General features: G+C 59.6%; 19 protein-coding genes. 13 read left to right on the plus strand and 6 right to left on the minus strand.

Translation table 11 applies throughout. The features are described from left to right. The first annotated feature begins 5 nt into the window (after window positions 1-5). The gene (locus ACYZUC_RS16090; protein ID WP_461989257.1) at window positions 6-974 is read left to right on the plus strand and encodes an ABC transporter ATP-binding protein; all 969 of its coding nucleotides are present in this window, start codon (window positions 6-8) and stop codon (window positions 972-974) included. Then, window positions 974-1,954, plus strand: coding sequence for a peptide ABC transporter ATP-binding protein (locus ACYZUC_RS16095; RefSeq protein ID WP_008024408.1), 981 nt, complete (start codon window positions 974-976; stop codon window positions 1,952-1,954). The genes ACYZUC_RS16090 and ACYZUC_RS16095 overlap by 1 nt, the downstream gene beginning before the upstream one ends. A gap of 188 nt (window positions 1,955-2,142) precedes the next feature. Here the strand turns inward: ACYZUC_RS16095 and ACYZUC_RS16100 are convergent, their stop codons facing one another. After that, window positions 2,143-2,388 (minus strand): hypothetical protein, encoded by a 246-nt coding sequence (locus ACYZUC_RS16100; RefSeq protein ID WP_461989259.1) that lies wholly within the window; start codon window positions 2,386-2,388, stop codon window positions 2,143-2,145. Between the two features lie 342 nt (window positions 2,389-2,730). Then, entirely contained in the window at window positions 2,731-4,314 is a 1,584-nt protein-coding gene (locus ACYZUC_RS16105) for a peptide chain release factor 3 (protein WP_461989261.1), read from the minus strand. A gap of 466 nt (window positions 4,315-4,780) precedes the next feature. Between ACYZUC_RS16105 and ACYZUC_RS16110 the strand changes: the two genes are divergently transcribed. The 5 genes from ACYZUC_RS16110 to ACYZUC_RS16130 all read left to right on the plus strand — a co-directional run bounded on the left by ACYZUC_RS16110 (window position 4,781) and on the right by ACYZUC_RS16130 (window position 9,835). Further along, window positions 4,781-5,497, plus strand: coding sequence for an ABC transporter permease (locus ACYZUC_RS16110; protein ID WP_223516425.1), 717 nt, complete (start codon window positions 4,781-4,783; stop codon window positions 5,495-5,497). Window positions 5,498-5,517: 20 nt separating this feature from the next. Next, window positions 5,518-6,411, plus strand: a complete 894-nt coding sequence (locus ACYZUC_RS16115) for a glycine betaine ABC transporter substrate-binding protein (protein WP_461989264.1) — start codon at window positions 5,518-5,520, stop codon at window positions 6,409-6,411. A 12-nt stretch (window positions 6,412-6,423) separates the two neighbouring features. Further along, complete coding sequence (locus ACYZUC_RS16120) at window positions 6,424-7,077, plus strand: ABC transporter permease (RefSeq protein ID WP_007900392.1); 654 nt, start codon at window positions 6,424-6,426, stop codon at window positions 7,075-7,077. Continuing rightward, a complete protein-coding gene (locus tag ACYZUC_RS16125; protein WP_461989267.1) occupies window positions 7,074-8,231 on the plus strand; it encodes an osmoprotectant ABC transporter ATP-binding protein OsmV in 1,158 nt (385 codons plus the stop codon). Before ACYZUC_RS16120 ends, ACYZUC_RS16125 begins: the two co-directional genes overlap by 4 nt. Window positions 8,232-8,671: 440 nt before the next feature. Beyond that, window positions 8,672-9,835, plus strand: a complete 1,164-nt coding sequence (locus ACYZUC_RS16130) for a type III PLP-dependent enzyme (protein WP_461989269.1) — start codon at window positions 8,672-8,674, stop codon at window positions 9,833-9,835. Between the two features lie 169 nt (window positions 9,836-10,004). Here ACYZUC_RS16130 and ACYZUC_RS16135 read toward each other — a convergent pair whose 3' ends face one another. After that, entirely contained in the window at window positions 10,005-10,772 is a 768-nt protein-coding gene (locus ACYZUC_RS16135) for a tetratricopeptide repeat protein (protein ID WP_461989271.1), read from the minus strand. Next, a complete protein-coding gene (locus tag ACYZUC_RS16140; RefSeq protein ID WP_461989273.1) occupies window positions 10,769-11,449 on the minus strand; it encodes a Fe2+-dependent dioxygenase in 681 nt (226 codons plus the stop codon). Before ACYZUC_RS16140 ends, ACYZUC_RS16135 begins: the two co-directional genes overlap by 4 nt. A gap of 205 nt (window positions 11,450-11,654) precedes the next feature. On the opposite strand from ACYZUC_RS16140, the gene ACYZUC_RS16145 reads away from it, so the two are divergent. Together ACYZUC_RS16145 and ACYZUC_RS16150 are read left to right on the plus strand one after the other, a co-directional pair. Then, window positions 11,655-14,000, plus strand: coding sequence for a TonB-dependent receptor (locus tag ACYZUC_RS16145; RefSeq protein WP_461989275.1), 2,346 nt, complete (start codon window positions 11,655-11,657; stop codon window positions 13,998-14,000). Window positions 14,001-14,162: 162 nt separating this feature from the next. Continuing rightward, window positions 14,163-16,688, plus strand: a complete 2,526-nt coding sequence (locus ACYZUC_RS16150) for a PepSY domain-containing protein (protein ID WP_461989277.1) — start codon at window positions 14,163-14,165, stop codon at window positions 16,686-16,688. Between the two features lie 80 nt (window positions 16,689-16,768). On the opposite strand, the gene ACYZUC_RS16155 is transcribed toward ACYZUC_RS16150, so the two are convergent. Then, on the minus strand, window positions 16,769-18,310 hold the full coding sequence (locus ACYZUC_RS16155) for an alkaline phosphatase D family protein (protein ID WP_461989279.1): 1,542 nt from the start codon (window positions 18,308-18,310) through the stop codon (window positions 16,769-16,771). A 390-nt stretch (window positions 18,311-18,700) separates the two neighbouring features. On the opposite strand from ACYZUC_RS16155, the gene ACYZUC_RS16160 reads away from it, so the two are divergent. The 4 genes from ACYZUC_RS16160 (at window position 18,701) to ACYZUC_RS16175 (ending at window position 21,578) form a co-directional block, all read left to right on the plus strand. Then, entirely contained in the window at window positions 18,701-18,943 is a 243-nt protein-coding gene (locus ACYZUC_RS16160) for a pyocin S6 family toxin immunity protein (protein WP_461989281.1), read from the plus strand. Between the two features lie 431 nt (window positions 18,944-19,374). Continuing rightward, window positions 19,375-19,674 (plus strand): hypothetical protein, encoded by a 300-nt coding sequence (locus ACYZUC_RS16165; RefSeq protein WP_192417411.1) that lies wholly within the window; start codon window positions 19,375-19,377, stop codon window positions 19,672-19,674. Between the two features lie 265 nt (window positions 19,675-19,939). Then, on the plus strand, window positions 19,940-21,295 hold the full coding sequence (locus ACYZUC_RS16170) for an S-type pyocin domain-containing protein (protein ID WP_461989283.1): 1,356 nt from the start codon (window positions 19,940-19,942) through the stop codon (window positions 21,293-21,295). 7 nt (window positions 21,296-21,302) lie between these two features. Then, complete coding sequence (locus tag ACYZUC_RS16175; protein WP_461989285.1) at window positions 21,303-21,578, plus strand: bacteriocin immunity protein; 276 nt, start codon at window positions 21,303-21,305, stop codon at window positions 21,576-21,578. 221 nt (window positions 21,579-21,799) lie between these two features. Here ACYZUC_RS16175 and ACYZUC_RS16180 read toward each other — a convergent pair whose 3' ends face one another. Further along, a complete protein-coding gene (locus ACYZUC_RS16180) occupies window positions 21,800-23,539 on the minus strand; it encodes a PTS fructose-like transporter subunit IIB (RefSeq protein ID WP_461989287.1) in 1,740 nt (579 codons plus the stop codon). Window positions 23,540-23,546: the final 7 nt, after the last annotated feature.

The raw sequence follows: 23,546 nt of genomic DNA on the forward strand, positions 1-23,546 counted from the left end.
TTCAAATGTCACTGTTAGAAATCAAGAATCTCAACGTTCGCTTCGGCGACAAAAACGCCGTTCCGGTGGTCGACGGTCTCGACATTACCGTGGACAAGGGCGAAGTCCTGGCCATCGTTGGCGAGTCGGGTTCGGGTAAATCCGTGACCATGATGGCGCTGATGGGCCTGATCGAGCATCCGGGGATCGTCACTGCCGACGCCCTGAATTTCGACGGCAAGAACATGCTCAAGCTCAGCAACCGTCAGCGTCGGCAAATCGTCGGCAAAGACCTGGCCATGGTCTTCCAGGACCCGATGACCGCGCTGAACCCGAGCTACACCGTCGGCTTCCAGATCGAAGAAGTGCTGCGCCTGCACCTGAAAATGTCCGGCAAGCAAGCCCGCGCCCGCGCCATCGAACTGCTGGAAAAAGTTGAAATCCCGGGTGCCGCCAGCCGTATGGACGCCTACCCGCATCAACTGTCGGGCGGTATGAGCCAGCGTGTTGCGATCGCCATGGCGATTGCCGGCGAGCCGAAACTGCTGATCGCCGACGAACCGACCACCGCACTGGACGTGACGATTCAGGCGCAGATCATGGACCTGCTCCTGGCGTTGCAGAAAGAGCAGAACATGGGCCTGGTGCTGATCACTCACGACCTCGCGGTCGTGGCCGAAACTGCCCAGCGTGTGTGCGTGATGTACGCCGGCCAGGCCGTAGAAGTCGGTCATGTGCCACAACTGTTCGACATTCCGGCGCACCCGTACAGCGAAGCGCTGCTCAAGGCGATTCCGGAACACAGCCTCGGCGCCTCACGCCTGTCGACATTGCCGGGCATCGTTCCCGGTCGTTACGACCGTCCGCAAGGCTGCCTGCTGTCGCCGCGCTGCCCGTATGTGCAGGACAGCTGCCGTGCGCAGCGTCCGGCCCTTGACCCGAAAAGCAACAGCCTCGCCCGCTGCTTCTACCCGCTGAACCAGGAGGTGGCGTAATGGCCGTCGTACTTACCGCCCGCGACCTCACCCGTCACTACGAAGTGTCCCGAGGCCTGTTCAAGGGCCATGCGACCGTACGCGCCCTGAACGGTGTGTCGTTCGAACTGGAAGCCGGCAAGACCCTCGCCGTCGTGGGCGAATCCGGTTGCGGCAAATCCACCCTGGCCCGCGCCCTGACGCTGATCGAAGAGCCGTCTTCCGGCTCCTTGAAAATCGCCGGGCAGGAAGTCGCCGGGGCTGACAAGGCTCAACGCAAACAACTGCGCAAAGACGTGCAGATGGTGTTCCAGAGCCCGTACGCCTCGTTGAACCCTCGGCAGAAAGTCGGTGATCAACTCGCCGAGCCGCTGCTGATCAACACCAGCCTCAGCGCAGCCGAGCGTCGCGAGAAAGTGCAGGCGATGATGAAGCAGGTGGGTCTGCGCCCTGAGCATTACCAGCGCTATCCGCACATGTTCTCCGGCGGTCAGCGCCAGCGGATCGCCCTCGCCCGCGCCATGATGCTGCAGCCTAAAGTGCTGGTCGCGGATGAACCGACCTCGGCGCTGGACGTGTCGATCCAGGCGCAGGTGCTGAACCTGTTCATGGACCTGCAGCAAGAGTTCAACACCGCCTACGTGTTCATCTCGCACAACCTGGCCGTGGTGCAACACGTTGCCGATGACGTGATGGTGATGTACCTCGGTCGCCCGGTGGAAATGGGCCCGAAGAACGACATCTACGAGCGTCCACTGCACCCGTACACCCAGGCGTTGCTGTCGGCCACACCGACCATTCACCCGGACCCGAACAAGCCGAAGATCAAGATCGTCGGCGAGTTACCCAACCCGTTGAACCCGCCGTCGGGCTGCGCTTTCCACAAGCGTTGCCCGTACGCGACCGACCGTTGCAAAACCGAAGAGCCAGCCCTGCGCCCTCTCGATAACCGCCAGGTGGCTTGCCACTACGCCGAGCAATTCCTCGACGGCGCGGCGTAACAGCGGGCTGAAAAAACCTGTAGGAGCGAGCCTGCTCGCGAAGAGGGCGTGTCAGACGATATCCATGTCTCTGACACATCGCTTCGCGAGCAGGCTCGCTCCCACAAGGGATCTGCGATCTATTCAATAACCTCTTCTGCCCAGGCTGCGTATCAGTCGGGAAGAAGGGGTTTTCTTTTGCCTCTTGGTTACGTCCCTTCTTCCTCATCACTGTCCGGCTCGTCAGTGGTCGAGTCATCATCACCCTCGCTGCCACCCTGCCCCTGATCACCGGGCTCTGATTCGGATTTGGCGATCATCAACGCGGTGTGCGTCACCTGCCCGCTCGATGCCTGCTCGCCGTGTTCAGGGCACTCCGCCCACGCTGCCGACATGCCAACCGACAGCATTACCAAAACCTTCAGCAACAACACAATGCGTTGAAAAATGTTCATGGCTGATTCCATCCTTCGCGGGTAATGCGTGGAAGCCTGACGGCCCTCATTGAAATTTAGTTCCGATTGGCCGCGTTCACCTGAATAGGACCCTAGTGAAGGACCGGAAATGCCGTGGGTGGGGAGATTGGTTTGGAATAACCGCTATCTCGAACCGTAATCACTCACTGTAGGAGCCAGCTTGCTGGCGATGGTCGTTAACGATAACGCGTGCTGTCTGGATTAACGCGGCGTTCTCTGGTCCATCGCCAGCAAGCTGGCTCCTACAGGGGGGATTTGTGACAGGCATTAAAAAACCCCGGCGCTTTCGCAACCGGGGCTTTTGGTTTTGCAGCTCAGCGCTTAGTGGTGCTCACGCGTGGCACGGAATTTCACGTCCGGCCAGCGTTCTTCCATCAGCGCCAGGTTGACGCGGGTCGGCGCCAGGTAGGTCAGGTGACCACCGCCATCGACCGCGAGGTTTTCCACGGCCTTGACCCGGAATTCCTCGAACTTCTTCTTATCGTCGCAATCGATCCAGCGCGCGGAATACACGGTGATCGGCTCGTAGGAGCACTCAACCTTGTATTCCTCTTTCAAGCGGCTGGCGACCACGTCGAACTGCAGCACACCGACGGCGCCGAGGATGATGTCGTTGCTGCGCTCAGGGAAGAACACCTGGGTCGCGCCTTCTTCGGCCAATTGCTGCAAGCCTTGGCGCAGTTGCTTGGATTTCAGCGGATCACGCAGACGCACGCGGCGGAACAGTTCCGGGGCGAAGTGCGGGATACCGGTGAAGCCCAGGACTTCGCCTTCGGTGAAGGTGTCGCCGATCTGGATGGTGCCGTGGTTGTGCAGGCCGATGATGTCGCCGGCAAACGCTTCTTCCAGTTGCTCACGCTCGGAGGAGAAGAACGTCAGGGCATCGCCGATCCGCACGTCCTTGCCAGTGCGCACGTGGCGCATCTTCATGCCCTTGTCGTATTTGCCGGAGCAGATACGCATGAAGGCGATACGGTCGCGGTGTTTCGGGTCCATGTTCGCCTGGATCTTGAACACGAAGCCGCTGAATTTCTCTTCGACCGGCTCCACGGTGCGCTCGTTGGCGACACGGGCCAGCGGTTTCGGTGCCCAGTTGACCACGGCGTCGAGCACGTGATCGACACCGAAGTTGCCCAGTGCGGTACCGAAGAACACCGGGGTCAGTTGACCGTCGAGGAATTCCTGCTGGTTGAATTCGTGGCAGGCACCTTGCACCAGTTCAAGTTGATCAACGAAGCGATCGTACTCGTCGCCCAAGTGCGCGCGGGCTTCATCGGAGTCGAGCTTTTCGATGATTTTCACATCGGTACGCTCGTGGCCGTGGCCGGCGGTGTACACGATGATGTAGTCGTCGGCGAGGTGATAAACGCCTTTAAAATCGCGGTAGCAACCGATCGGCCAGGTGATCGGCGCGGCCTTGATCTTCAGGACCGCTTCGATTTCGTCGAGCAGTTCGATCGGGTCGCGGATGTCGCGGTCGAGTTTGTTGATGAAGCTGACGATCGGCGTGTCACGCAGACGGCAAACGTCCATCAACGCGATGGTCCGTGGCTCTACGCCCTTACCGCCGTCGAGGACCATCAATGCCGAGTCCACTGCCGTCAGAGTGCGGTAGGTATCTTCGGAGAAGTCTTCGTGGCCCGGGGTGTCGAGCAGGTTGATCATGTGATCGCGATACGGGAACTGCATGACCGACGTGGTAATCGAGATACCCCGCTGCTTTTCCATTTCCATCCAGTCGGAGGTGGCATGGCGGTCGGACTTGCGAGACTTCACCGTGCCGGCAACCGCAATCGCCTTGCCCATCAGCAAGAGCTTCTCGGTGATGGTGGTTTTACCGGCATCGGGGTGGGAAATAATGGCGAAAGTGCGGCGTTTCGCGACTTCGGCGGCCTGTTTGGTCATGGGAAATCGCCTGGCGGTGATTCAAAAAAGGGCGGCGAGTATAGCGCAAAGCGACCGTCACGGACCACCGCCCGCCCGGACGCATAGATCTTTGTAGGAGCCGGCTTGCCGGCGATCGCATCACCTCGGGGCACCTGACAAACCGAGGTGATTCCATCGCCAGCAAGCCGGCTCCTACAGGTTGGTGTTATGGCATCGGGCAGGTACGCGTCGGCATCAAGGGTGGCTATCTGCTGCTAATTATGGAACCTTTTAAAAGGTGGAGGCGTCCACTCCCCTGTTACGGCACTCGTCCCAGGGGCTGAAAAATCAGCAAGTTAGCCTGACGAGGCTGCGCTTATGGCTCGATTCATGTCCCTTCGCGGGCATAGAACGCGCTGCTTCTCGCGAACGCTTACTTCGGCAGCCAGGACTGGCATTGCCACACGAAGCTGCGTTCGCCGACAAAGAAAAAAGGAGTCCGCCTGTGGCTATTCGCTATGGCAAAGGGCTAATAGGAGGTGCGGTTGTCGTCGCCCTTCTGGCCCTGCTGGTCCACTGGATTGGCATCAACACGATCGAACATTACCGCGACGATTTGTTGTTTTACCTGCAAGCTCATCTGATTCTCGTCCTCGCCTCCATGCTGGCCGCCCTTGTTGTAGGCATACCCGCCGGCATCTTCCTCAGCCGCCCGACCATGGTGGGCCGCGCCGAACGCTTCATGCAGCTCTTCAACATCGGCAACACCGTGCCGCCACTTGCCGTACTGGCCATTGCCCTGGGGATTCTGGGCATCGGCAGCGGCCCCGCGATCTTCGCCCTGTTCCTCGCCTCGCTGTTGCCGATCGTGCGCAATACCTATGAAGGCCTGAAAAATGTTCAGGGTTCGCTCAAGGAAGCGGCCGTCGGCATCGGCATGACACCGACTCAAGTGCTGTGGCGGGTCGAATTGCCGAACGCCGTGCCGATCATCATCGGCGGCGTGCGTGTGGCGCTGGCGATCAACGTCGGTACCGCACCGCTGGCGTTCCTGATTGGCGCCAACAGTCTGGGCAGCCTGATTTTCCCCGGCATCGCCCTGAACAATCAGCCGCAATTGCTGCTCGGCGCGGCCTGCACCGCCCTGCTGGCCTTGCTGCTCGACGGTCTGGTGACACTCGCCAGCCGCCTCTGGCTCGAACGCGGCTTGCGCCCGTCTTAAGCCTCGGCAAAGGAACTGACATGAAAAAAATATGCTTATTCTTAGGCTGCGCCCTGCTGTTCGCAGGATTTGCCCAAGCCGCTGAAAAACCGGTGATCCGCATCGGCGCCCGGGTGTTCACCGAACAAACCCTGCTCGCGGAAATCACCTCCCAGTACCTGCGCACCAAAGGTTATGACACCCAAGTGACTGGCGGTCTGGGCAGCAACCTCGCTCGCAGCGCCCACGAAAGTGGCCAGCTCGATTTGATGTGGGAATACACCGGCGTGTCGCTGGTGGCCTACAACCATGTCACCGAAAAGCTCGACAGCGCTCAGTCCTACGCCAAGGTGAAAGAACTCGACGCGAAAAAAGGCCTGGTCTGGCTGACCCCGTCGAAGTTCAGCAACACCTACGCCCTGGCCCTGCCGGAAAAAACCGCGAAGGCCTACCCGCAGATCAACACCATCAGCGAGCTGAACACGGTGATGCAGGCTGAGGCGAAGACTAATCACCTGGTCGCACTGGACACCGAGTTCGCCAACCGCTCCGACGGTCTGGACGGCATGGTCGACCTCTACAGCATGAACCTGACGCGCAAAAACATCCGCCAGATGGATGCAGGCCTGGTCTACACCGCTCTGCGCAATGGCCAGGTGTTTGCCGGTCTGGTCTACACCACCGACGGTCGCTTGAACGCCTTCAAGTTGAAACTGCTTGAAGACGACAAGCACTACTTCCCCGACTACACCGCCGCGCCGGTGGTGCGTCAGGCTTACCTCGATGCCCACCCGCAACTGGCGCAAGAGATCAAACCGCTGGCCGAGCTGTTCGATGACGAAACCATGCGCCAGCTCAACGCGCGGGTCGATGTCGATCACGAAAGCCCTTCATCCGTTGCCGCCGATTTTCTGCGCCAGCACCCCATCAACTAAGGAGGAAAAGTCATGGAATTTCTCAACGCCTTTTCCCATCTTGACTGGCCGCAGGTGCTGCATCTGACCTGGCAGCACATCACTCTGGTCGGCATCGCCGTGACCCTGGCGATTCTGGTCGGCGTGCCGCTGGGCATTCTGATGACCCGTTTCCCAACGCTCGCCGGCCCGTTGCAGGCCAGCGCAACTGTGCTGCTGACCGTGCCGTCGATTGCACTGTTCGGCCTGCTGCTGCCGTTCTACTCCAAATTCGGCCAGGGCCTGGGGCCAATGCCGGCGATCACCGCGGTGTTTCTCTACTCGCTGCTGCCAATCATGCGTAACACCTACCTCGCCCTCACCGGCGTCGAACCGGGCATTCGCGAAGCCGCGCGCGGCATCGGCATGACCTTCGGCCAGCGCCTGCGCATGGTCGAACTGCCCATCGCCGTGCCGGTGATCCTCGCCGGCGTGCGCACCGCCGTGGTCATGAACATCGGTGTCATGACCATCGCCGCGACCATCGGCGCCGGTGGCCTCGGTGTTCTCATTCTCGCTTCCATCAGCCGCAGCGACATGTCGATGCTGATCGTCGGCGCCGTGCTGGTCAGTCTCCTGGCCATCTTCGCCGACCTGCTTCTGCAATGGCTGCAACGCACGCTGACTCCAAAAGGACTGCTCAAATGATCGAACTTCAAAACCTCAGCAAGACTTTCCAAAGCAACGGCAAAGATGTGAAAGCCGTGGACTCGGTCAGCCTGACCGTCAATGAAGGCGAAATCTGTGTGTTCCTCGGGCCATCGGGTTGCGGCAAAAGCACCACGCTGAAGATGATCAACCGCCTGATCAAGCCAACCTCGGGCAAGATCCTGATCAACGGCGAAGACACCACCGACCTCGACGCAGTGACCCTGCGTCGCAACATCGGTTACGTGATCCAGCAGATCGGTCTGTTCCCGAACATGACCATCGAAGAAAACATCACCATCGTTCCGCGCCTGCTCGGCTGGGACAAACAGAAGTGCCACGACCGCGCCCGCGAGTTAATGAGCATGATCAAGCTCGAGCCCAAGCAGTATTTGAATCGCTATCCGCGAGAGTTGTCCGGTGGTCAGCAGCAACGGATCGGCGTGATTCGCGCACTGGCCGCCGATGCGCCGCTGCTGTTGATGGATGAACCGTTCGGCGCGGTCGATCCGATCAACCGCGAGATGATCCAGAACGAGTTCTTCGAGATGCAACGGGCGCTGAACAAGACCGTGATCATGGTCAGCCACGACATCGACGAAGCCATCAAGCTTGGCGACAAGATTGCAATCTTCCGCGCCGGCAAGCTGTTGCAGATCGATCACCCGGACACGCTGCTGGCGCACCCGGCGGACGACTTTGTCAGCAACTTCGTCGGCCAGGACAGCACGCTCAAGCGTCTGCTGCTGGTGAAGGCCGAAGACGCGGCGGACAACGCACCGTCCGTCAGCCCGGAAACGCCAGTGGCTGAAGCCCTGGAGTTGATGGATGAACTTGACCGCCGTTATGTCGTGGTCACGGACGGTGAGAACAAGGCGCTCGGTTATGTACGACGTCGCGACCTGCACCGTCAGACCGGGGCTTGCGCGCAGTACCTGCGTGAGTTCAATGCCACGGCAGCGTACGACGAGCATTTGCGCATCCTGCTGTCGCGGATGTACGAGTTCAACCGTTCGTGGTTGCCGGTGATGGATGCCGAGCGGGTGTTTTTGGGTGAGGTGACGCAAGAGTCGATTGCCGAGTATTTGAGCTCCGGCAAGTCCCGTGGGGGCAAGACCAGTATCGTTTCGCCAGCAGAGACGGCGTTGGCCTGACCGACGCCATCGCCAGCAAGCCGGCTCCTACAGGATCTCCACTGTCCCTGTAGGAGCCGGCTTGCTGGCGATTGGGCGCACCGCAAATCCCACCTGACTCCGCTCAAATCTCACTCCAACGGGAACATCACACTGTCATGCAGGTCGGTTACATCAGTAGCTGTCCGGGACCGCACGACGGAAGCGTGCAAAAACGCGACATTTTTTGTTGATCTCAAGCCCCTCACGCCCTAAAGTTCGCGCCGAACGTCCATGCTGGAAACGATCCATCCGGCTCAAGTACTGACGACGAGACAGCAAGGCCAAGGGAAAGCACCGCTTCCCATGGCCTTTTTGCTTTCGGCGACATGCCTTGGGAAGTAGGCGAACCAAAGTGGGGATACGGAGGACGTTCATTTGCACCCATTGATTAATCTAGTTTGCCAGTAGGAGTTCCCAGCATGTCGATCAACGTCGAAGACTATTTCGCGCGCGATACCTTTCAGAAAATGAAGGCTTTCGCCGACAAACAAGAAACCCCGTTCGTGGTAATCGACACCGCGATGATCAGCCAGGCCTATGACGACCTGCGCGCCGGTTTCGAATTCGCCAAGGTTTACTACGCCGTCAAGGCCAACCCTGCCGTCGAAATCATCGACCTGCTCAAAGAGAAAGGCTCGAGCTTCGACATCGCCTCGATCTACGAGCTCGATAAAGTGATGAACCAGGGCGTCGGCCCGGATCGCATCAGCTACGGCAACACCATCAAGAAATCCAAGGACATTCGCTACTTCTACGAGAAGGGCGTGCGTCTGTATGCCACCGACTCCGAAGCCGACCTGCGCAACATCGCCAAGGCTGCACCGGGCTCGAAAGTCTACGTGCGCATCCTCACCGAAGGCTCGACCACTGCCGATTGGCCTCTGTCGCGCAAATTCGGCTGCCAGACCGACATGGCCATGGACCTACTGATCCTCGCTCGCGACCTGGGCCTGGTGCCTTACGGCATCTCGTTCCACGTTGGTTCGCAACAGCGCGACATCAGCGTCTGGGACGCAGCGATCGCCAAGGTCAAAGTGATCTTCGAGCGTCTGAAAGAAGAAGACGGCATCCACCTCAAGCTGATCAACATGGGCGGTGGCTTCCCGGCCAACTACATCACCCGCACCAACAGCCTGGAAACCTACGCTGAAGAAATCATCCGTTTCCTCAAGGAAGACTTCGGCGACGATCTGCCGGAAATCATCCTGGAACCGGGCCGTTCGTTGATCGCCAACGCCGGCATCCTGGTCAGTGAAGTGGTGTTGGTCGCACGCAAATCCCGCACCGCCGTCGAGCGCTGGGTGTACACGGATGTGGGCAAGTTCTCCGGCCTGATCGAAACCATGGACGAAGCCATCAAGTTCCCGATCTGGACCGAAAAGAAAGGCGAAGTGGAAGAAGTGGTTATCGCCGGCCCGACCTGCGACAGCGCCGACATCATGTACGAAAACTACAAGTACGGTTTGCCGCTGAACCTGGCGATCGGTGATCGTTTGTACTGGCTGTCGACCGGTGCGTACACCACCAGCTACAGCGCCGTCGAGTTCAATGGCTTCCCGCCGCTGAAGTCGTTCTACGTGTAAACGCTGCACGCAGAAATCAAAAAGCCCATGACGTGTCATGGGCTTTTTTATATCCGAAAAACATCGCTACCCCTTGTAGGAGCCAGCTTGCTGGCGATGGTCGTCAACGATAACGCGTGCTCGCTGACAGAACGCGTTGCTCTTTCGTCCATCGCCAGCAAGCCGGCTCCTACAGGGGGACGAGCGTCTGTTCGAGTTCGGCGTACCGCTCGGCATACTCTGATGCAAGGGCGCGAATCTGTGGATCGGTTGCGTTCAACAACGCTTTACTCGCCACACGCAGGAAATTCAGATTCCCGCCGGCCAGTGCCTTGCGCAACCAGACCAGCGCCTCGTCGATGTTATCTTCAGCCGCCAGCACCGCGGCATAACTGAACTGTCCGCGAAAGTCCCCACCATCTGCGGAACGTCGATACCAGTCGCGAGCAGCAGCCGTATCCTGCGGGCAAACCCTGCCCTCTTCCAGATAACGCCCCAGCAGGTTCATCGACTTCGCGTGACCCAGCTCCGCAGCACGACGATAAAGACTCAGCGCTTGCGGCTGATCTTCGGTCACCCCGCGTCCAGTAGCCAGCAGGTTGGCGTAGTTGTACATCGCCCAATCCAGTCCGGCTTCAGCGCCGACGCGATAATGCTGCGCTGCAACTGAAGCATCTGCCGCACAACCCCAGCCATGTTCATGACAGCGACCGAGCATGTTGCGCGCCATCAGGTGCCCGCGCTGAGCGGCTATCTCGAACCAGCGCAGCGCCAGCGGTTGATCCAGCGCGATGCCCTGTCCGTCCAGCAGAATCTGGCCAAGCAACGCTTGCGCGTCGAGTACACCTTCGCGGGCAGCGATCAGGATCGCCTGAGCAGCACGCGCAGGACTTTCCTCAAGCATGGCTTTGAGGTGATCGCCGTCGAGCACTTCTTCGCGGCGCAGTTGAAAACTCATACCTCGACCCAGCGACGCAACAGGTTGTGATACGTGCCGGTCAGGCGGATCAGTGAAGGGTGGTCGGGCATGTCCTGCGTCAATTGCTGGATCGCTCCGTCCATCTCGAACAGCAAGGCGCGCTGGCTGTCTTCGCGGACCAGGCTTTGGGTCCAGAAGAATGAGGCGAACCGTGTACCACGGGTGACGGCATTGACCTTGTGCAGGCTGGTGCCGGGGTACAAGACCATGTCGCCGGCGGGCAACTTCACGCGCTGGGTACCGTAGGTGTCCTGGATTTCCAGTTCGCCGCCGTCGTAGTCGTCCGGCTCACTGAAGAACAGGGTCGCCGACAAATCCGTGCGCACACGCTCAATGCTGCCTTTGGGCTGGCGCACGGCGTTGTCGATATGAAAGTCGAAACTGCCGCCCGCTGTGTAACAGTTCAGCAACGGAGGAAAGACCTTGTGCGGTAACGCCGCTGACATGAACTGCGGATTTTTCCACAACCGTTCCAGCATCGCCGCGCCGACTTCCTTGGCCAGTGGATGACCTTCCGGCAGTTGCAGGTTGTGTTTGGCCTTGGCCGACTGATAGCCGGCGGTGATCTTGCCGTCGGCCCAATCCGCCTGTTCCAGAGCCTCGCGGATGCGCTGCACTTCTTCTTTAGCGAACAAGCCGGGAATGTGCAGCAGCATGAGGAACACCTGAAGGCAAAGGGGCGTCAATGGTATTGATTCTTATTGACGCTGTAAAACCCCTGTGACGAATGAAACAGCAAAAACCGTAAGGGTAAATTGTAAAGAATGTAAATTCAGTGCGAATAGAAACGTTTCGCAATTGATACATAGACGCGTCTACCCTATATTCCGCCGCCTCAAATCCTTGGGGAGGGGAATTCACATGTCACGCCAACAACCACAATTACCTGTCAGTTCACCGCGTTTGCTCGCTTCTGCGATTGGCGTGGCAATCACCGCCGGCTCTGCGGGGCATATGGTTTTCGCGGCCGAAAAGACCGAAAAAGCGCCGAACAATGCGATTTCCCTGGACGCCACTGCCATCACTGGCGAAGCCCAGGACCAGACGACCTACAACGTCGAAAAAGCGTCCTCGCCCAAGTACACCGCGCCGCTGGTAGACACGCCGCGCTCGATCACCGTCATCCCGCAACAAGTCCTCAAGGATACCGGCGCCCTGAACATGCAGGACGCACTGCGCACCGTTCCCGGCATCACCTTCGGTGCAGGTGAAGGCGGCAACCCGCAGGGCGACCGTCCCTTCATCCGGGGTTTCGATGCCCAGGGCGATACTTACCTGGACGGCGTGCGCGATACCGGTTCGCAAAGCCGCGAGATCTTCGCCGTGGAATCGATCGAAGTCAGCAAAGGCCCGAACTCCGCCATCGGCGGTCGTGGCGCAGCGGGCGGCAGCATCAACCTGGTGAGCAAAAAGGCGCACCTGGGCAATTCGTTCGACGGTGGTTTTACCTGGGGCTCGGACCAGACCCAGCGTTACACCCTGGACGGTAACTACCAGTTCACCGACACCGCCGCTGGCCGTCTGAACCTGATGAGCCACGAAAGCAACGTCGCCGGCCGCGACAAGGTCGATTACGACCGTTGGGGCATCGCGCCGTCGCTGGCCTTCGGCCTGGGCACCGACACCCGCGTGAACCTCGACTACTACCATCTGGAAAGCAACGACATGCCGGACTCCGGCATTCCGTACACCATCCCGGCAGGCCTCGCGGCGGCTCGCACCAAGTCCAATCCGGACAAGCCTTACGCCGGTGGTGACAGCAGCAACTTCTACGGCCTGACCGACCGCGATTTCCGCAAGGGCCGCACCGACACCGCGACCTTCGCCATCGAGCACGACCTGAGCGACGCGCTGACCGTCAAGAACACCCTGCGTCACGGCACCAGCATGCAGGATTACATCCTGACCCAGCCGGACGACAGCAAGGGCAACGTCAACAATGGCAGCGTCTGGCGCCGGGCCAACTCCCGCGTCAGCAACACCGAAACCACGACCAACCAGACCGACCTGTTTGGTGACGTCTACATCGCCGGGTTCAAGAACAGCTTCTCCACGGGCATTGAGTTGAGCCGCGAGGAAAGCAAAAAATCCTCGTACACCGTCGACACGGACACCACGCCGGGGACTCCAGTTACAACAAGAGATCCAGGCACCCAATGCACCGCGGCGACGATCGGTGCTCGGAGCGGCTACAACTGCACCTCGCTGTCGAACCCGAACCCGAACGATCCATGGAACGGTTCGATCTCGCGCAACTACGCCGGCACCGACACCAAGGCCGACACCCGCGCCCTTTACGTGTTCGACACCCTGGAGTTGTCCGAGCAGTGGCTGGTGAACATGGGGCTGCGTTACGACCATTTCGACACCCAGTACCGCACCTATGAAGCCAATGGTGCGACAACCCTGAACAAAGGCGTGGCAGCGAAAGGCAAAGACACCAGCGAGTTCGTCACCGGTCAGTTCGGCGTGGTCTACAAGCCGACTGAAAATGGCAGCATCTATGCCTCCTACGCCACCTCCGCCACGCCACCGGGCGCCACCCTCGGCGAAGGCATGGACGGCAACCCGCTCGGCGGCACGGTTGACCGCAACAAAAACCTGCTGAGCAGCGACATGGAGCCGGAAACCACCAAGAACTACGAAATCGGTACCAAGTGGGATCTGCTGAACCAGCGCCTGTCCCTGACGGCGGCGATCTTCCGCACTCAGAAAGAGAACGCTCGTGTCCAGGTCGACACCACGGCTTACGAGAACGCCGGCACCACCCGTGTCGACGGTCTGGAACTGTCGGCCACCGGCAAGATCACCGAAAAATGGCAAGTGTTCGCCGGTTACAGCTACCTGGACAGCAAGCAAGTCGACGGCGGCCCGCTGGGCAAGGCCAACGATGGCAACGAACTGCCTAACACCCCGAAAAACAGTGCCAGCGTGTGGACGACGTATGCCGTTACGCCGAAGCTGACCATCGGTGGCGGTGCGTTCTATGTCGACGACGTATTCGGAAGCGTGGCCAACACCACCATGGTCGACTCCTACGTGCGTTACGACGCCATGGCCGCTTACAAGCTGACCAAGAACGTCGACCTGCAGCTGAACGTGCAGAACCTGACCGACGAAACCTACTACGACAAGGCCTTCTCGACCCACTTCGCCAACCAGGCAGCAGGTCGTACCGCTTTGCTGAGCACCAACTTCCACTTCTGATAGAGGTGTGAAACTCGCTCCCGCACAGGAGTGACGGGCGAATAGCCCAAGCCCCGTTCATCTCCATGAACGGGGCTTTTGTGCGTAAAAAAGAATGCTTCTCGACAGCCCACGGCATAATGCGCGCCGTGATGACAATTTCGAACGAACAAGGCGAGTGACGTGTTGAAGAAAACCCTGTTCCAGTTGCACTGGTTTTTCGGTATCAGTGCCGGGCTGGTTTTGGCCCTCATGGGCATCACCGGGGCGATAGTGTCGTTTGAGGATGAAATCCTGCGCGCACTCAACCCGTCGGTGTTGCAGGTCGAGAAACAGGTTGCCGGTGTGCTGCCGCCTGCTGAACTGGTGGAAAAAATCGAGGGCGCATCGGGCAAGAAAGTCTCGATGCTCTGGGTCGACACCGACAGCGGCAACGCCGCACGGGTGGTTTTCACCCCGCCACCGGGTGAGCGTCGCGGGGAAATGCGCTACTTCGACCCGTACACCGCCGAGTTCATGGGCGACGCCACCGGCCAGGGTTTCTTCGACCTGATGCTGCAACTGCACCGCTTCCTCGCCATGGGCGATACCGGTCGGCAGATCACCGGCGCGTGCACGCTGATTCTGCTGTTCTTCTGCCTGTCCGGCCTGTACCTGCGCTGGCCGCGTCAATGGAAAAGCTGGCGCGCCTGGCTGACCCTCGACTGGAAGAAAACAGGCCGCAGCTTCAACTGGGATTTGCACTCGGTGGCCGGCACCTGGTGCCTGGTGTTTTATCTGTTGGCAGCGCTGACCGGGTTGTCCTGGTCCTATGAGTGGTACAACAAGGGCCTGACCCGATTGCTGTCCGATGCGCCGCAAAATGAACGCGTTCGCAATCGTGGCCCGGCACCGGAAGGCCCGGCACCGACGGCCGATTACGCATCGATGTGGAGCAGCATTTACAGCGCTGCCGGCCCGGCATTGAGTGCGTACAACATTCGTATGCCGCCCGTGGCCGGGCAACCCGCGACGGTGTTCTACCTGTTGACCACCTCGCCCCACGACCGCGCGCTGAACCAGATCTCCCTCGATCCGGCCACCGGCGTCGTCAAACGCCACGACCGCTACAGCGACAAAAGCTTCAAGGCGCAACTGCTGACGAGCATCTACGCGCTGCACGTCGGCAGTTACTTCGGGATTGTCGGGCGGATCGTCCTGACGCTCAGCGCGCTGACCATGCCGCTGTTTTTCGTCACGGGCTGGTTGCTGTACCTCGATCGTCGACGCAAGAAAAAGCAGATCAAGGACGCCCGCAAAGGCCTCGAACAACCGGACAGCGATGCTCCGGCGTGGCTGATCGGCTTCGCCAGCCAAAGCGGGTTTGCCGAACAACTGGCGTGGCAGACCGCCGGCCAACTGCAGGCAGCAGGCCTGCCGGTGAAGGTTCAGCCACTGGCCAGCGTCAGCGAGCAAGACCTGCGTCATTCCAGCAACGCGCTGTTCGTCGTCAGCACCTTCGGCGACGGCGAAGCGCCGGACAGCGCCCGTGGTTTCGAACGCAAAGTGCTGGGCCGGGCATTGAGCCTGGAGAGCCTGAATTATGCGGTGCTTGGATTGGGTGACCGGCAGTATCAACACTTCTGCGGTTTCGCCCGACGCTTGCATGCCTGGCTTGGCGATCACGGCGGCAAGCACCTGTTCGCGCCGGTGGAAGTCGACTGCGGCGACCCCTACGCCTTGCGTCACTGGCAGCAGCAACTCGGTCTGCTGACCGGACAGGCCCCTGTGGACACCTGGCAAGCGCCGAGCTACGACAACTGGACGCTGAGCCGTCGCGACGTGATGAACCCGGACAGCAGTGGCTCGCCGGTGTACCTGTTGGGCCTCAGCGCACCGACCACCAGCAGTTGGCTGGCCGGTGATCTGGTGGAAGTGTTGCCGCGTAACTGCCCGTGGGCGATCGAGCATTTCCTCGATGGCCTCGGGATCGACGGTCGCGCCTCGGTGATACTCGATGGCCTGTCGCAAGCGCTGGAACAAGCACTTGCGACTCGACAATTACCCGAGAACCGCACGCACCTTGTCGGCTTGCATGCGCAAGCGCTGGTGGACGCACTGGTGCCGTTGGCCATGCGCGAATACTCCATCGCCTCGATTGCCGCCGACGGTGTGCTGGAACTGATCGTGCGCCAGGAACTGCACCCCGACGGCAGCCTGGGTATCGGCTCCGGATGGCTGACCGAACACGCGCCGGTGGGCAGCACCATCAGCCTGCGGGTGCGTCGCAACAGCGGTTTCCATCTTCCGGTCGAACCGCTGCCGATGATCCTGCTGGGCAACGGCACCGGCCTGGCCGGGCTGCGCAGTTTGCTCAAGGCGCGGATCGCCGATGGGCAGCAACGTCATTGGCTGTTGTTTGGCGAGCGCAATCGCGAGCACGACTACTTGTGCCGCGACGAGCTTGAAGAGTGGTTGATTTCAGGGGATCTGGAACGGCTGGACCTGGCGTTTTCGCGGGATCAGGCCGAGAAAATCTACGTGCAGGATCGCCTGCGCGAATCCGCCGGTTTGCTCAAGCAATGGCTGGCTGACGGTGCCGTCATTTACATCTGCGGCAGCTTGCAGGGAATGGCTTCAGGGGTGGATCAGGTACTCAACGAAGTGCTCGGGGTTGAAGAGGTTGAGCGCTTGATCGAGCAAGGCCGCTACCGCCGCGACGTCTACTGACCCCCTCCCCCCTGTAGGAGCCAGCTTGCTGGCGATGGCGATATCAAAACCGCCATCGCCAGCAAGCTGGCTCCTACAAGTCATTGTGGCTGCAACTTCTGCTCAAACACACTCACCCCATCCAGATCCCGCAACACCACACTCATCTCCCCCGTCGCCCCCTCAATATTCACCTCGCCAAAAAACTGAAACCCGGCAAACGGCGACGTGTTCTGCGCCGGCGGCGCCTTCTCGAACACCACTTCAGGCCCGAAGGTTTTATCCAGCGGATTAGGCCCGTAGCTCCCCGCGTTCAACGGCCCGGCAACAAACTCCCAAAACGGTTCGAAATCCTGGAACGCGGCACGATCCGGATGGTAGTGATGCGCCGCGCAGTAATGCACATCCGCCGTCAGGAACACGAAATTGCGCACCTGTTGCGCCCGCAGATAACCGAGCAATTCAGCGATTTCCAGCTCACGCCCCTGGGCCGCGCCCGGATCACCATTGGCCACCGCTTCCCAGCGCGCCACGCCAGGGCTGACTTCGCCGTCGGGTACGCCGAGACCGATCGGCATGTCGGCGGCAATGACTTTCCACTGGGCGCTGGAGGCTTTCAATTCATGCTTGAGCCAGTCCAGTTGTTCGCGCCCGAGAAAGGGTTTGGCTGCACCGAGGTTGTCATCATTGGCCTCGCGATAACTGCGCATGTCGAGCACAAACACATCCAGCATCGGCCCATAACCGATCTTGCGATAGATCCGCCCGCCGTTATCCGCGCTCTGCAAACGCATAGGCGCATATTCCAGCCACGCCTGACGTGCTCGACCTACCAGGCTGTGGATATCCTTGCTCTGGTAACGCTCATCCAGTTGCTTGCCCGGTGACCAGTTGTTGACCACTTCGTGGTCGTCCCACTGCCAGATCTGCGGCACTTCGGCGTTGAAGCGACGGACGTTTTCGTCCATCAGGTTGTAGCGGTAATTACCGCGATACTCGTCGAGGGTTTCGGCGACTTTGCTCTTGGCGTCGCTGGTGATGTTGCGCCACACGCGACCACTTTCAGTCACAAGTTGTGCCGGCACCGGGCCGTCAGCGTAGATGGTGTCACCGCTGTGGATAAAGAAGTCCGGCAGGCGCATACGCATGGCTTCGTAGATGCGCATGCCGCCGATGTCCGGGTTGATGCCGAAACCCTGGCCAACGGTATCGCCGCTCCAGACGAAACGGATGTCGCGCCGGGTTTGCGGCACGCTGCGCAAGTGGCCAAACCAGGGTTCGCTGGTGACGCCGCTCTGGGCGTCTTCGAAATGCACGCGATAGAAAATCGCCTGGTCGGCGGGCAGACCGGTGAGCTCGACCCGCGCGGTGAAATCGCTGCGGGCATCAGCCAGTGGCGAGACAAAACGCCGAGGGTTGGTGAACAGACTACGGGTGTCCCATTCCACCACCATCCGCGCCGCACGATCGCTGCGGCTCCAGACCATCGCCCGGTCGCCCAGCACGTCGCCGGACTGCACGCCATCGGTGAGTTGCGGCCGATCCTTGACCGAGGCAATCACCGCCGGCGCAAGACCGGGAAGCAGAATCCCGGCGCCGACCGCTTGCATGACACGACGGCGACCGAGGTTGAATTCGCTCATGGTGTTCTCCCTGAAAAAGGAAAACTTAAACATGGCCGTGTGACCCGGGCGTGACACAGAAATCGGCCAACACCACAGATCCCTGTGGAAGATTCTATGTTGCAGGGCAACCCTGCAATTTCAGACCGGCGGGTATTCGCTCTGATTTTTCATCGCGGCTCCTGGTCCTATCAAGGAATAGGAAATTTCAGCGCTGCATTTGGGAAACGTCCTAACGTCAGCGCCTGAGCGACCCAAGTAGTTTCGAGGCTCCCTCAGGCTCATTTTCTGCCGATGCAGGTGTAGAGCCTATCTACATTTTGCTGAACGTGCTGCCGGGGATCACACCTCGGTAATCAAATCGGAGACCGGGACGCAAAAGCCAGCAAACAGTACCAGGAAGGTTGAACCATGAAATATGATTTGAAGTTTCAGATTTACGGAATAGATGAAGGCAGCGACTTGGCTGTATTCGAGATCAATTTGCCCCCGACTGTTACCACGGATGTCCTGATGCCGATAATGGCTTGGCATCAGGAAGAGGATGCAATGGCGAGCCATCTTCTAACCGCCAAGCAGATTGCGGCAATTGATCTTTTCTTACCGAGAAAATTGCCCAGGAACCTAATGCTGTATATCAGCAGCTACATGTGAGCCTTCAGCATCCCCCACCTGAACGGCGGCTTAACATTCAACAACGTCGCTGACAGAAAAATCGAGTTCGGGAGCAGGCTTGCTCCCACAGGGTTGGGTTCCCACGCAGAGCGTGGAAATGATCACCGTGAGGCACACAACTTTTCAAGACGTTTCCTACAACGTATCTTGTTGCCGCGTTTCGGTATCGACTCCATAGTTCGGGCTCGCGGAAAACACCCGCGAACGACCTTGGCCGGTCGGTGCAGAAACGCTACAGCGTAGCAACACCACCTCAGGCACTTTGTGCCTGAGGCGTTGTGTTATGGCAGCTGTGCGTGGGACACCTTCGGGTGTGCCGGTTCCTGTACCCGGTCGGCCAACCCGCGTATGGCTGCCACCTTCTCCGTTTGGCCGCGAGAGGTGGTAGCTCCAATTACAGGAGTTCCATCATGTTCCAAGTCATGCCGCGTTACCTCCCCATCGATACCTACGACGCCGAAACACCGGTGCTCTTCGTCAACACCCACAAAGAACTCAGTGAACTCACTGCCTGCGCCATGCATCGCTTCACCGTGGTTCGCGATTTGGCAGACACGCTGACCAGCCTGAATCTGAAAAACATTTCCGACTGTGATCTGACGCGGGTCACCCGCGCCGTGCATCTGCTGATGCGTGAAGGCTGTGCTGTGCTGGATGTGGTTCAAGCGCGGGCGTCACAACGGGAAAATGAGTACAAAACCACGATTTAGCAGTGTTGCCGCCGGCCCCATCGCGGGCAAGTCGGGTCGCCGCATCGCACGCTCCCACAGGATTTATAGCGTTCACAAATTTTGTGCTCAACACAAACCCTGTGGGAGCGTGGCTTGCCCGCGAAGAACGATAACGCGGTCTTACTGACTCACCACCACAGCACCCTGCAACACCATGAAATAGGAAATTTCAGCGCCACTTTTAGGAAACGTCCTAACGCCTACGCCTGAGCGTCCCGGATAGGGTCGAGGCAAACCCGGCTACATGCCGGGATTGTCCAAGGACGAAAAAGAAGCGCTGATGAAAAAGCTCGGTTTCCCGGAATCCCCGGACTATCTGCCCGCCCCAAGACAACTACCCACGCGGGTGGAAGTGCAAGCCTTCCAGGATGCTGGCGCAGCGGTATCCGCCAAGAACGAACAGCATGAACTGGATGCCAATGCCCGTTGGCAGGTCCGTCGAAAAACACAACAGGTCACACTCGACACAACGTCCGATTCGCAATTCAAAGGTTGCGTGTTCGCCAAAAGCTGCAACCTCCCGGACGGTGTCATCAATCACAACAACCACGCCGGTTATGTCCCCGTCGAGAAACTGGCTGACTACGGGTTGTGGGCTGTACTGGGCACCGGCGCGGCGATTACCGCCGAAGGCACACCGCTTAAATGGGTGGCCGGCTCGGCGACGGGCAACGCCTTGGCCCTACGCCTCGGTGGTTCGCTCGCCCTATCACTGACGGGTTCAGTGGTGACGACCGGGGCAGCCGTCGGGACAGTGGCGCTGCTAATGCCCAACACCCACCTTTCGCCCGACAGCGCCTTCTACAAAAACGAACAGTACGCGGCACTGGAGGCGGGACGAACCCGCGTTCGCGTCAATGTAAAAACCTTGCCGGATGGCGCGGTCAACGCCTACGGCTTCTACACCGGCGGGAAAAAAGACTGGGAGTTTGTCCCCATCATCAAGGCCCGAAAGTACGGCGAGCAGTTCATCGCCGACCTCGGCAACGGCATCGGCCTGACTTGGACGCCAGCCGCGAATCCCGAAGACGCACCGAGTATCCCGGCGCTGGAAGGCGCCCCGCAGTTGCCCACCGTATGGGTGTACCCGCCCACGGAACAGGCCGACAAGATACTGGTGAACCCGCAGCATCCTCCCGAGTACCTGGATGCAATTATCTGGTTTCCGGCGGATGCCGGGCTTGAGCCAATCTACATTGTGCTCAATGCACGGTATGAGCCGGGCGGTGTTACGGGGGTGGGTGAAGATGTTTCGGGTATTTGGCTGGCGGGGGCAAATTCCGGCGTGGGGGCGCCGATCCCCACAGAAATTGCTGATGCATTAAGAGGCCGTAACTTCAAAAGTTTCGATAAATTCAGATCAGCATTTTGGGAGGTGATTTCAAAGTCGATGGTTGCTGATCAGTTCATCAAACAGAACGTGAGTCGGATGAAAGCAGGCCGGGCTCCACGGGTTAGAAAGGCCGATAGAGTTGGCGGTAGGCTGTCTTATGAACTGCACCATCTCGACTCTGTGTCGAAAGGTGGAGAGGTGTATGACGTCGACAACTTGCGAGTTAACACTCCAAGAAACCACATTGACATTCACCGGAGCGAATAGGCGAGCCATGACAGACACACTTCTGAAAGATAGTTTTTCGCAGTACACAGAAGCAGAATTCATCGGGCTGCTAAAAGAATTGGCCAAGGAAGATGCAGAAGCCGAAACAGACGATCGTGCTGATCTGCTACTGCTGCATTTCGAGAAAATAAGTGAGCACCCTGACGGCTCGGACTTAATCTACTACCCAGAAGCGGGGGCGGACAATTCCCCGGAGGGCATTACTCGGACGGTAAAAGAGTGGCGAGCAGCTCAAGGCCTGCCCGGATTCAAGGAGAAATGAGGCATGACTCCGAAAACAAACCAGCCCCACTGTGGGAGCGAGAGCGGTTTAGCATTCAGGAACTATGCAGGCTGGGAAACCGCTATCGCGAGCAAGCTTGCTCCTACAGATCCGTGTCGTTCACGCGTTTTGTGATCGCCACAACCTTGTAGGAGCCGGCTTGCCGGCGATGACAATTTCAATACCGCCATCGCCAGCAAGCTGGCTCCTACAAAGGTGGGTTATGCGCTGACGGGCTCTATTGCCAGTTCAACAACCTCAGGCCGTTTGACCACCGCATAAACCACCGCCGTCAGCAAACTCCCCGCAACAATCGCCAGCAAATAAAGCAGCGCATGGTTGATCGCATTCGGGATCGCCAACACGAACAATCCACCGTGCGGCGCCATCAGTTTGCAGCCGAAGTACATCGACAACGCACCGGTCAGCGCACCGCCGGCGATGCTTGCCGGAATCACCCGCAACGGGTCCTTGGCGGCAAACGGAATCGCGCCTTCGGAGATGAAGCACAGCCCCAGCACCAACGCCGCTTTACCCGCCTCGCGCTCAGTCTGGGCGAACTTGCGCCGGGCAATGAACGTGGCAATACCCAGGCCAATCGGCGGCACCATCCCGGCGGCCATGGTCGCGGCCATCGGCGCATAACTCTGGGACGCCAGCAGCCCCACCGAGAACGCATAAGCGGCTTTGTTGATTGGCCCGCCCAAGTCGACGCACATCATTGCGCCCAACAACACGCCGAGCAGAATCGCGTTGGTGGTGCCCATGCTGTCGAGGAAATGCGTGAGCCCGGAGAGCATCCCGGCCACCGGTTTGCCGACCACGTAGATCATCACCAACCCGGTGAACAGACTCGCCAGCAACGGGATGATCAGGATCGGTTTCAGCGCTTCAAGGCTTTGCGGCAATCGCGCGTAACGGTTGATCGCCTGCGCCGCGTAACCGGCGATGAAACCGGCAATGATCCCGCCGATGAAACCGGCACCCAACGTGCTCGCCAGCAAGCCGCCAATCATCCCCGGCGCCAGGCCTGGGCGGTCGGCAATCGAGTAGGCGATGTAGCCCGCCAGCAGCGGCACCATCAGCTTGAACGCGGTCTCGCCGCCGATCTGCATCAGCGCGGCGGCGAGTGTGCCTTCTTCCTTGAACGCGGTGATGCCGAACACGAACGACAAGGCGATCATCAGACCGCCAGCCACCACCATTGGCAGCATGAACGACACGCCGGTCAGCAGGTGTTTGTAGACGCCGGTCTTCTCTTGCTTGGCCGGGCCTTTGGCCCCGGTCGCAGCGCTTTCCTGTTTGCCTTCGGCCAGTGCTTTATTCAGCGTCGCTTCGGCTTGCTTCAAGGCGATGCCCGTGCCGCAACGGTAGATTTTCTTGCCGGCAAAACGCTCGGTCGCGACTTCGATATCGCAGGCCAGCAGCACCACGTCCGCGTCGGCAATCGCGGCGGCGCTCAACGGATTGCGCGCACCGACCGAGCCCTGGGTTTCGATCAGCAGGTCATAGCCCAATCGCTTGGCCGCTTGCTGCAGGGCTTCAGCGGCCATGAAAGTATGAGCGACGCCGGTCGGGCACGCGGTGATCGCGACCAGGCGCGGGGCGCTTTGGGTAACGGTTGCAGGTTCGACGGTGGCTTCGGTTGCGGCGTAAACCTGCGCTTCTTCGGCACCGCGTCGCAGCACTGCTTCGACATCTTGCAGGGCGTGTGCCGGAGTGCTTTGGAACACGCGCTTGCCGACGAATCGCGACATATCCACCGGCGCGCTGGTGACCAGCAACACCCACTCGGCGGCCTCGATCGTGGCCGCCGACAACTGGCGTTCCGGGTGCGCCACATCCACCACTTCGACACTGGTGCTCCAGCCCTGACGCTGCGCCGCGGCATCGAGCAATCGGGCGCACAGCACGCTGGTGACCATGCCGTTGGGGCAAGCCGTAACGATGGCTAACTTCATGACAAAC

Source organism: Pseudomonas sp. GT1P32, assembly GCF_054897805.1.

Bases quoted from the DNA above. Each gene is read 5' to 3' on its own strand.
- ACYZUC_RS16090 (WP_461989257.1), top strand. From the start codon at position 6: ATGTCACTGTTAGAAATCAAGAATCTCAACGTTCGCTTCGGCGACAAA.
- ACYZUC_RS16095 (WP_008024408.1), top strand. From the start codon at position 974: ATGGCCGTCGTACTTACCGCCCGCGACCTCACCCGTCACTACGAAGTG.
- ACYZUC_RS16100 (WP_461989259.1), bottom strand. From the start codon at position 2,388: ATGAACATTTTTCAACGCATTGTGTTGTTGCTGAAGGTTTTGGTAATG.
- ACYZUC_RS16105 (WP_461989261.1), bottom strand. From the start codon at position 4,314: ATGACCAAACAGGCCGCCGAAGTCGCGAAACGCCGCACTTTCGCCATT.
- ACYZUC_RS16115 (WP_461989264.1), top strand. From the start codon at position 5,518: ATGAAAAAAATATGCTTATTCTTAGGCTGCGCCCTGCTGTTCGCAGGA.
- ACYZUC_RS16120 (WP_007900392.1), top strand. From the start codon at position 6,424: ATGGAATTTCTCAACGCCTTTTCCCATCTTGACTGGCCGCAGGTGCTG.
- ACYZUC_RS16125 (WP_461989267.1), top strand. From the start codon at position 7,074: ATGATCGAACTTCAAAACCTCAGCAAGACTTTCCAAAGCAACGGCAAA.
- ACYZUC_RS16130 (WP_461989269.1), top strand. From the start codon at position 8,672: ATGTCGATCAACGTCGAAGACTATTTCGCGCGCGATACCTTTCAGAAA.
- ACYZUC_RS16135 (WP_461989271.1), bottom strand. From the start codon at position 10,772: ATGAGTTTTCAACTGCGCCGCGAAGAAGTGCTCGACGGCGATCACCTC.
- ACYZUC_RS16140 (WP_461989273.1), bottom strand. From the start codon at position 11,449: ATGCTGCTGCACATTCCCGGCTTGTTCGCTAAAGAAGAAGTGCAGCGC.
- ACYZUC_RS16145 (WP_461989275.1), top strand. From the start codon at position 11,655: ATGTCACGCCAACAACCACAATTACCTGTCAGTTCACCGCGTTTGCTC.
- ACYZUC_RS16155 (WP_461989279.1), bottom strand. From the start codon at position 18,310: ATGAGCGAATTCAACCTCGGTCGCCGTCGTGTCATGCAAGCGGTCGGC.
- ACYZUC_RS16160 (WP_461989281.1), top strand. From the start codon at position 18,701: ATGAAATATGATTTGAAGTTTCAGATTTACGGAATAGATGAAGGCAGC.
- ACYZUC_RS16165 (WP_192417411.1), top strand. From the start codon at position 19,375: ATGTTCCAAGTCATGCCGCGTTACCTCCCCATCGATACCTACGACGCC.
- ACYZUC_RS16170 (WP_461989283.1), top strand. From the start codon at position 19,940: ATGCCGGGATTGTCCAAGGACGAAAAAGAAGCGCTGATGAAAAAGCTC.
- ACYZUC_RS16175 (WP_461989285.1), top strand. From the start codon at position 21,303: ATGACAGACACACTTCTGAAAGATAGTTTTTCGCAGTACACAGAAGCA.
- ACYZUC_RS16180 (WP_461989287.1), bottom strand. From the start codon at position 23,539: ATGAAGTTAGCCATCGTTACGGCTTGCCCCAACGGCATGGTCACCAGC.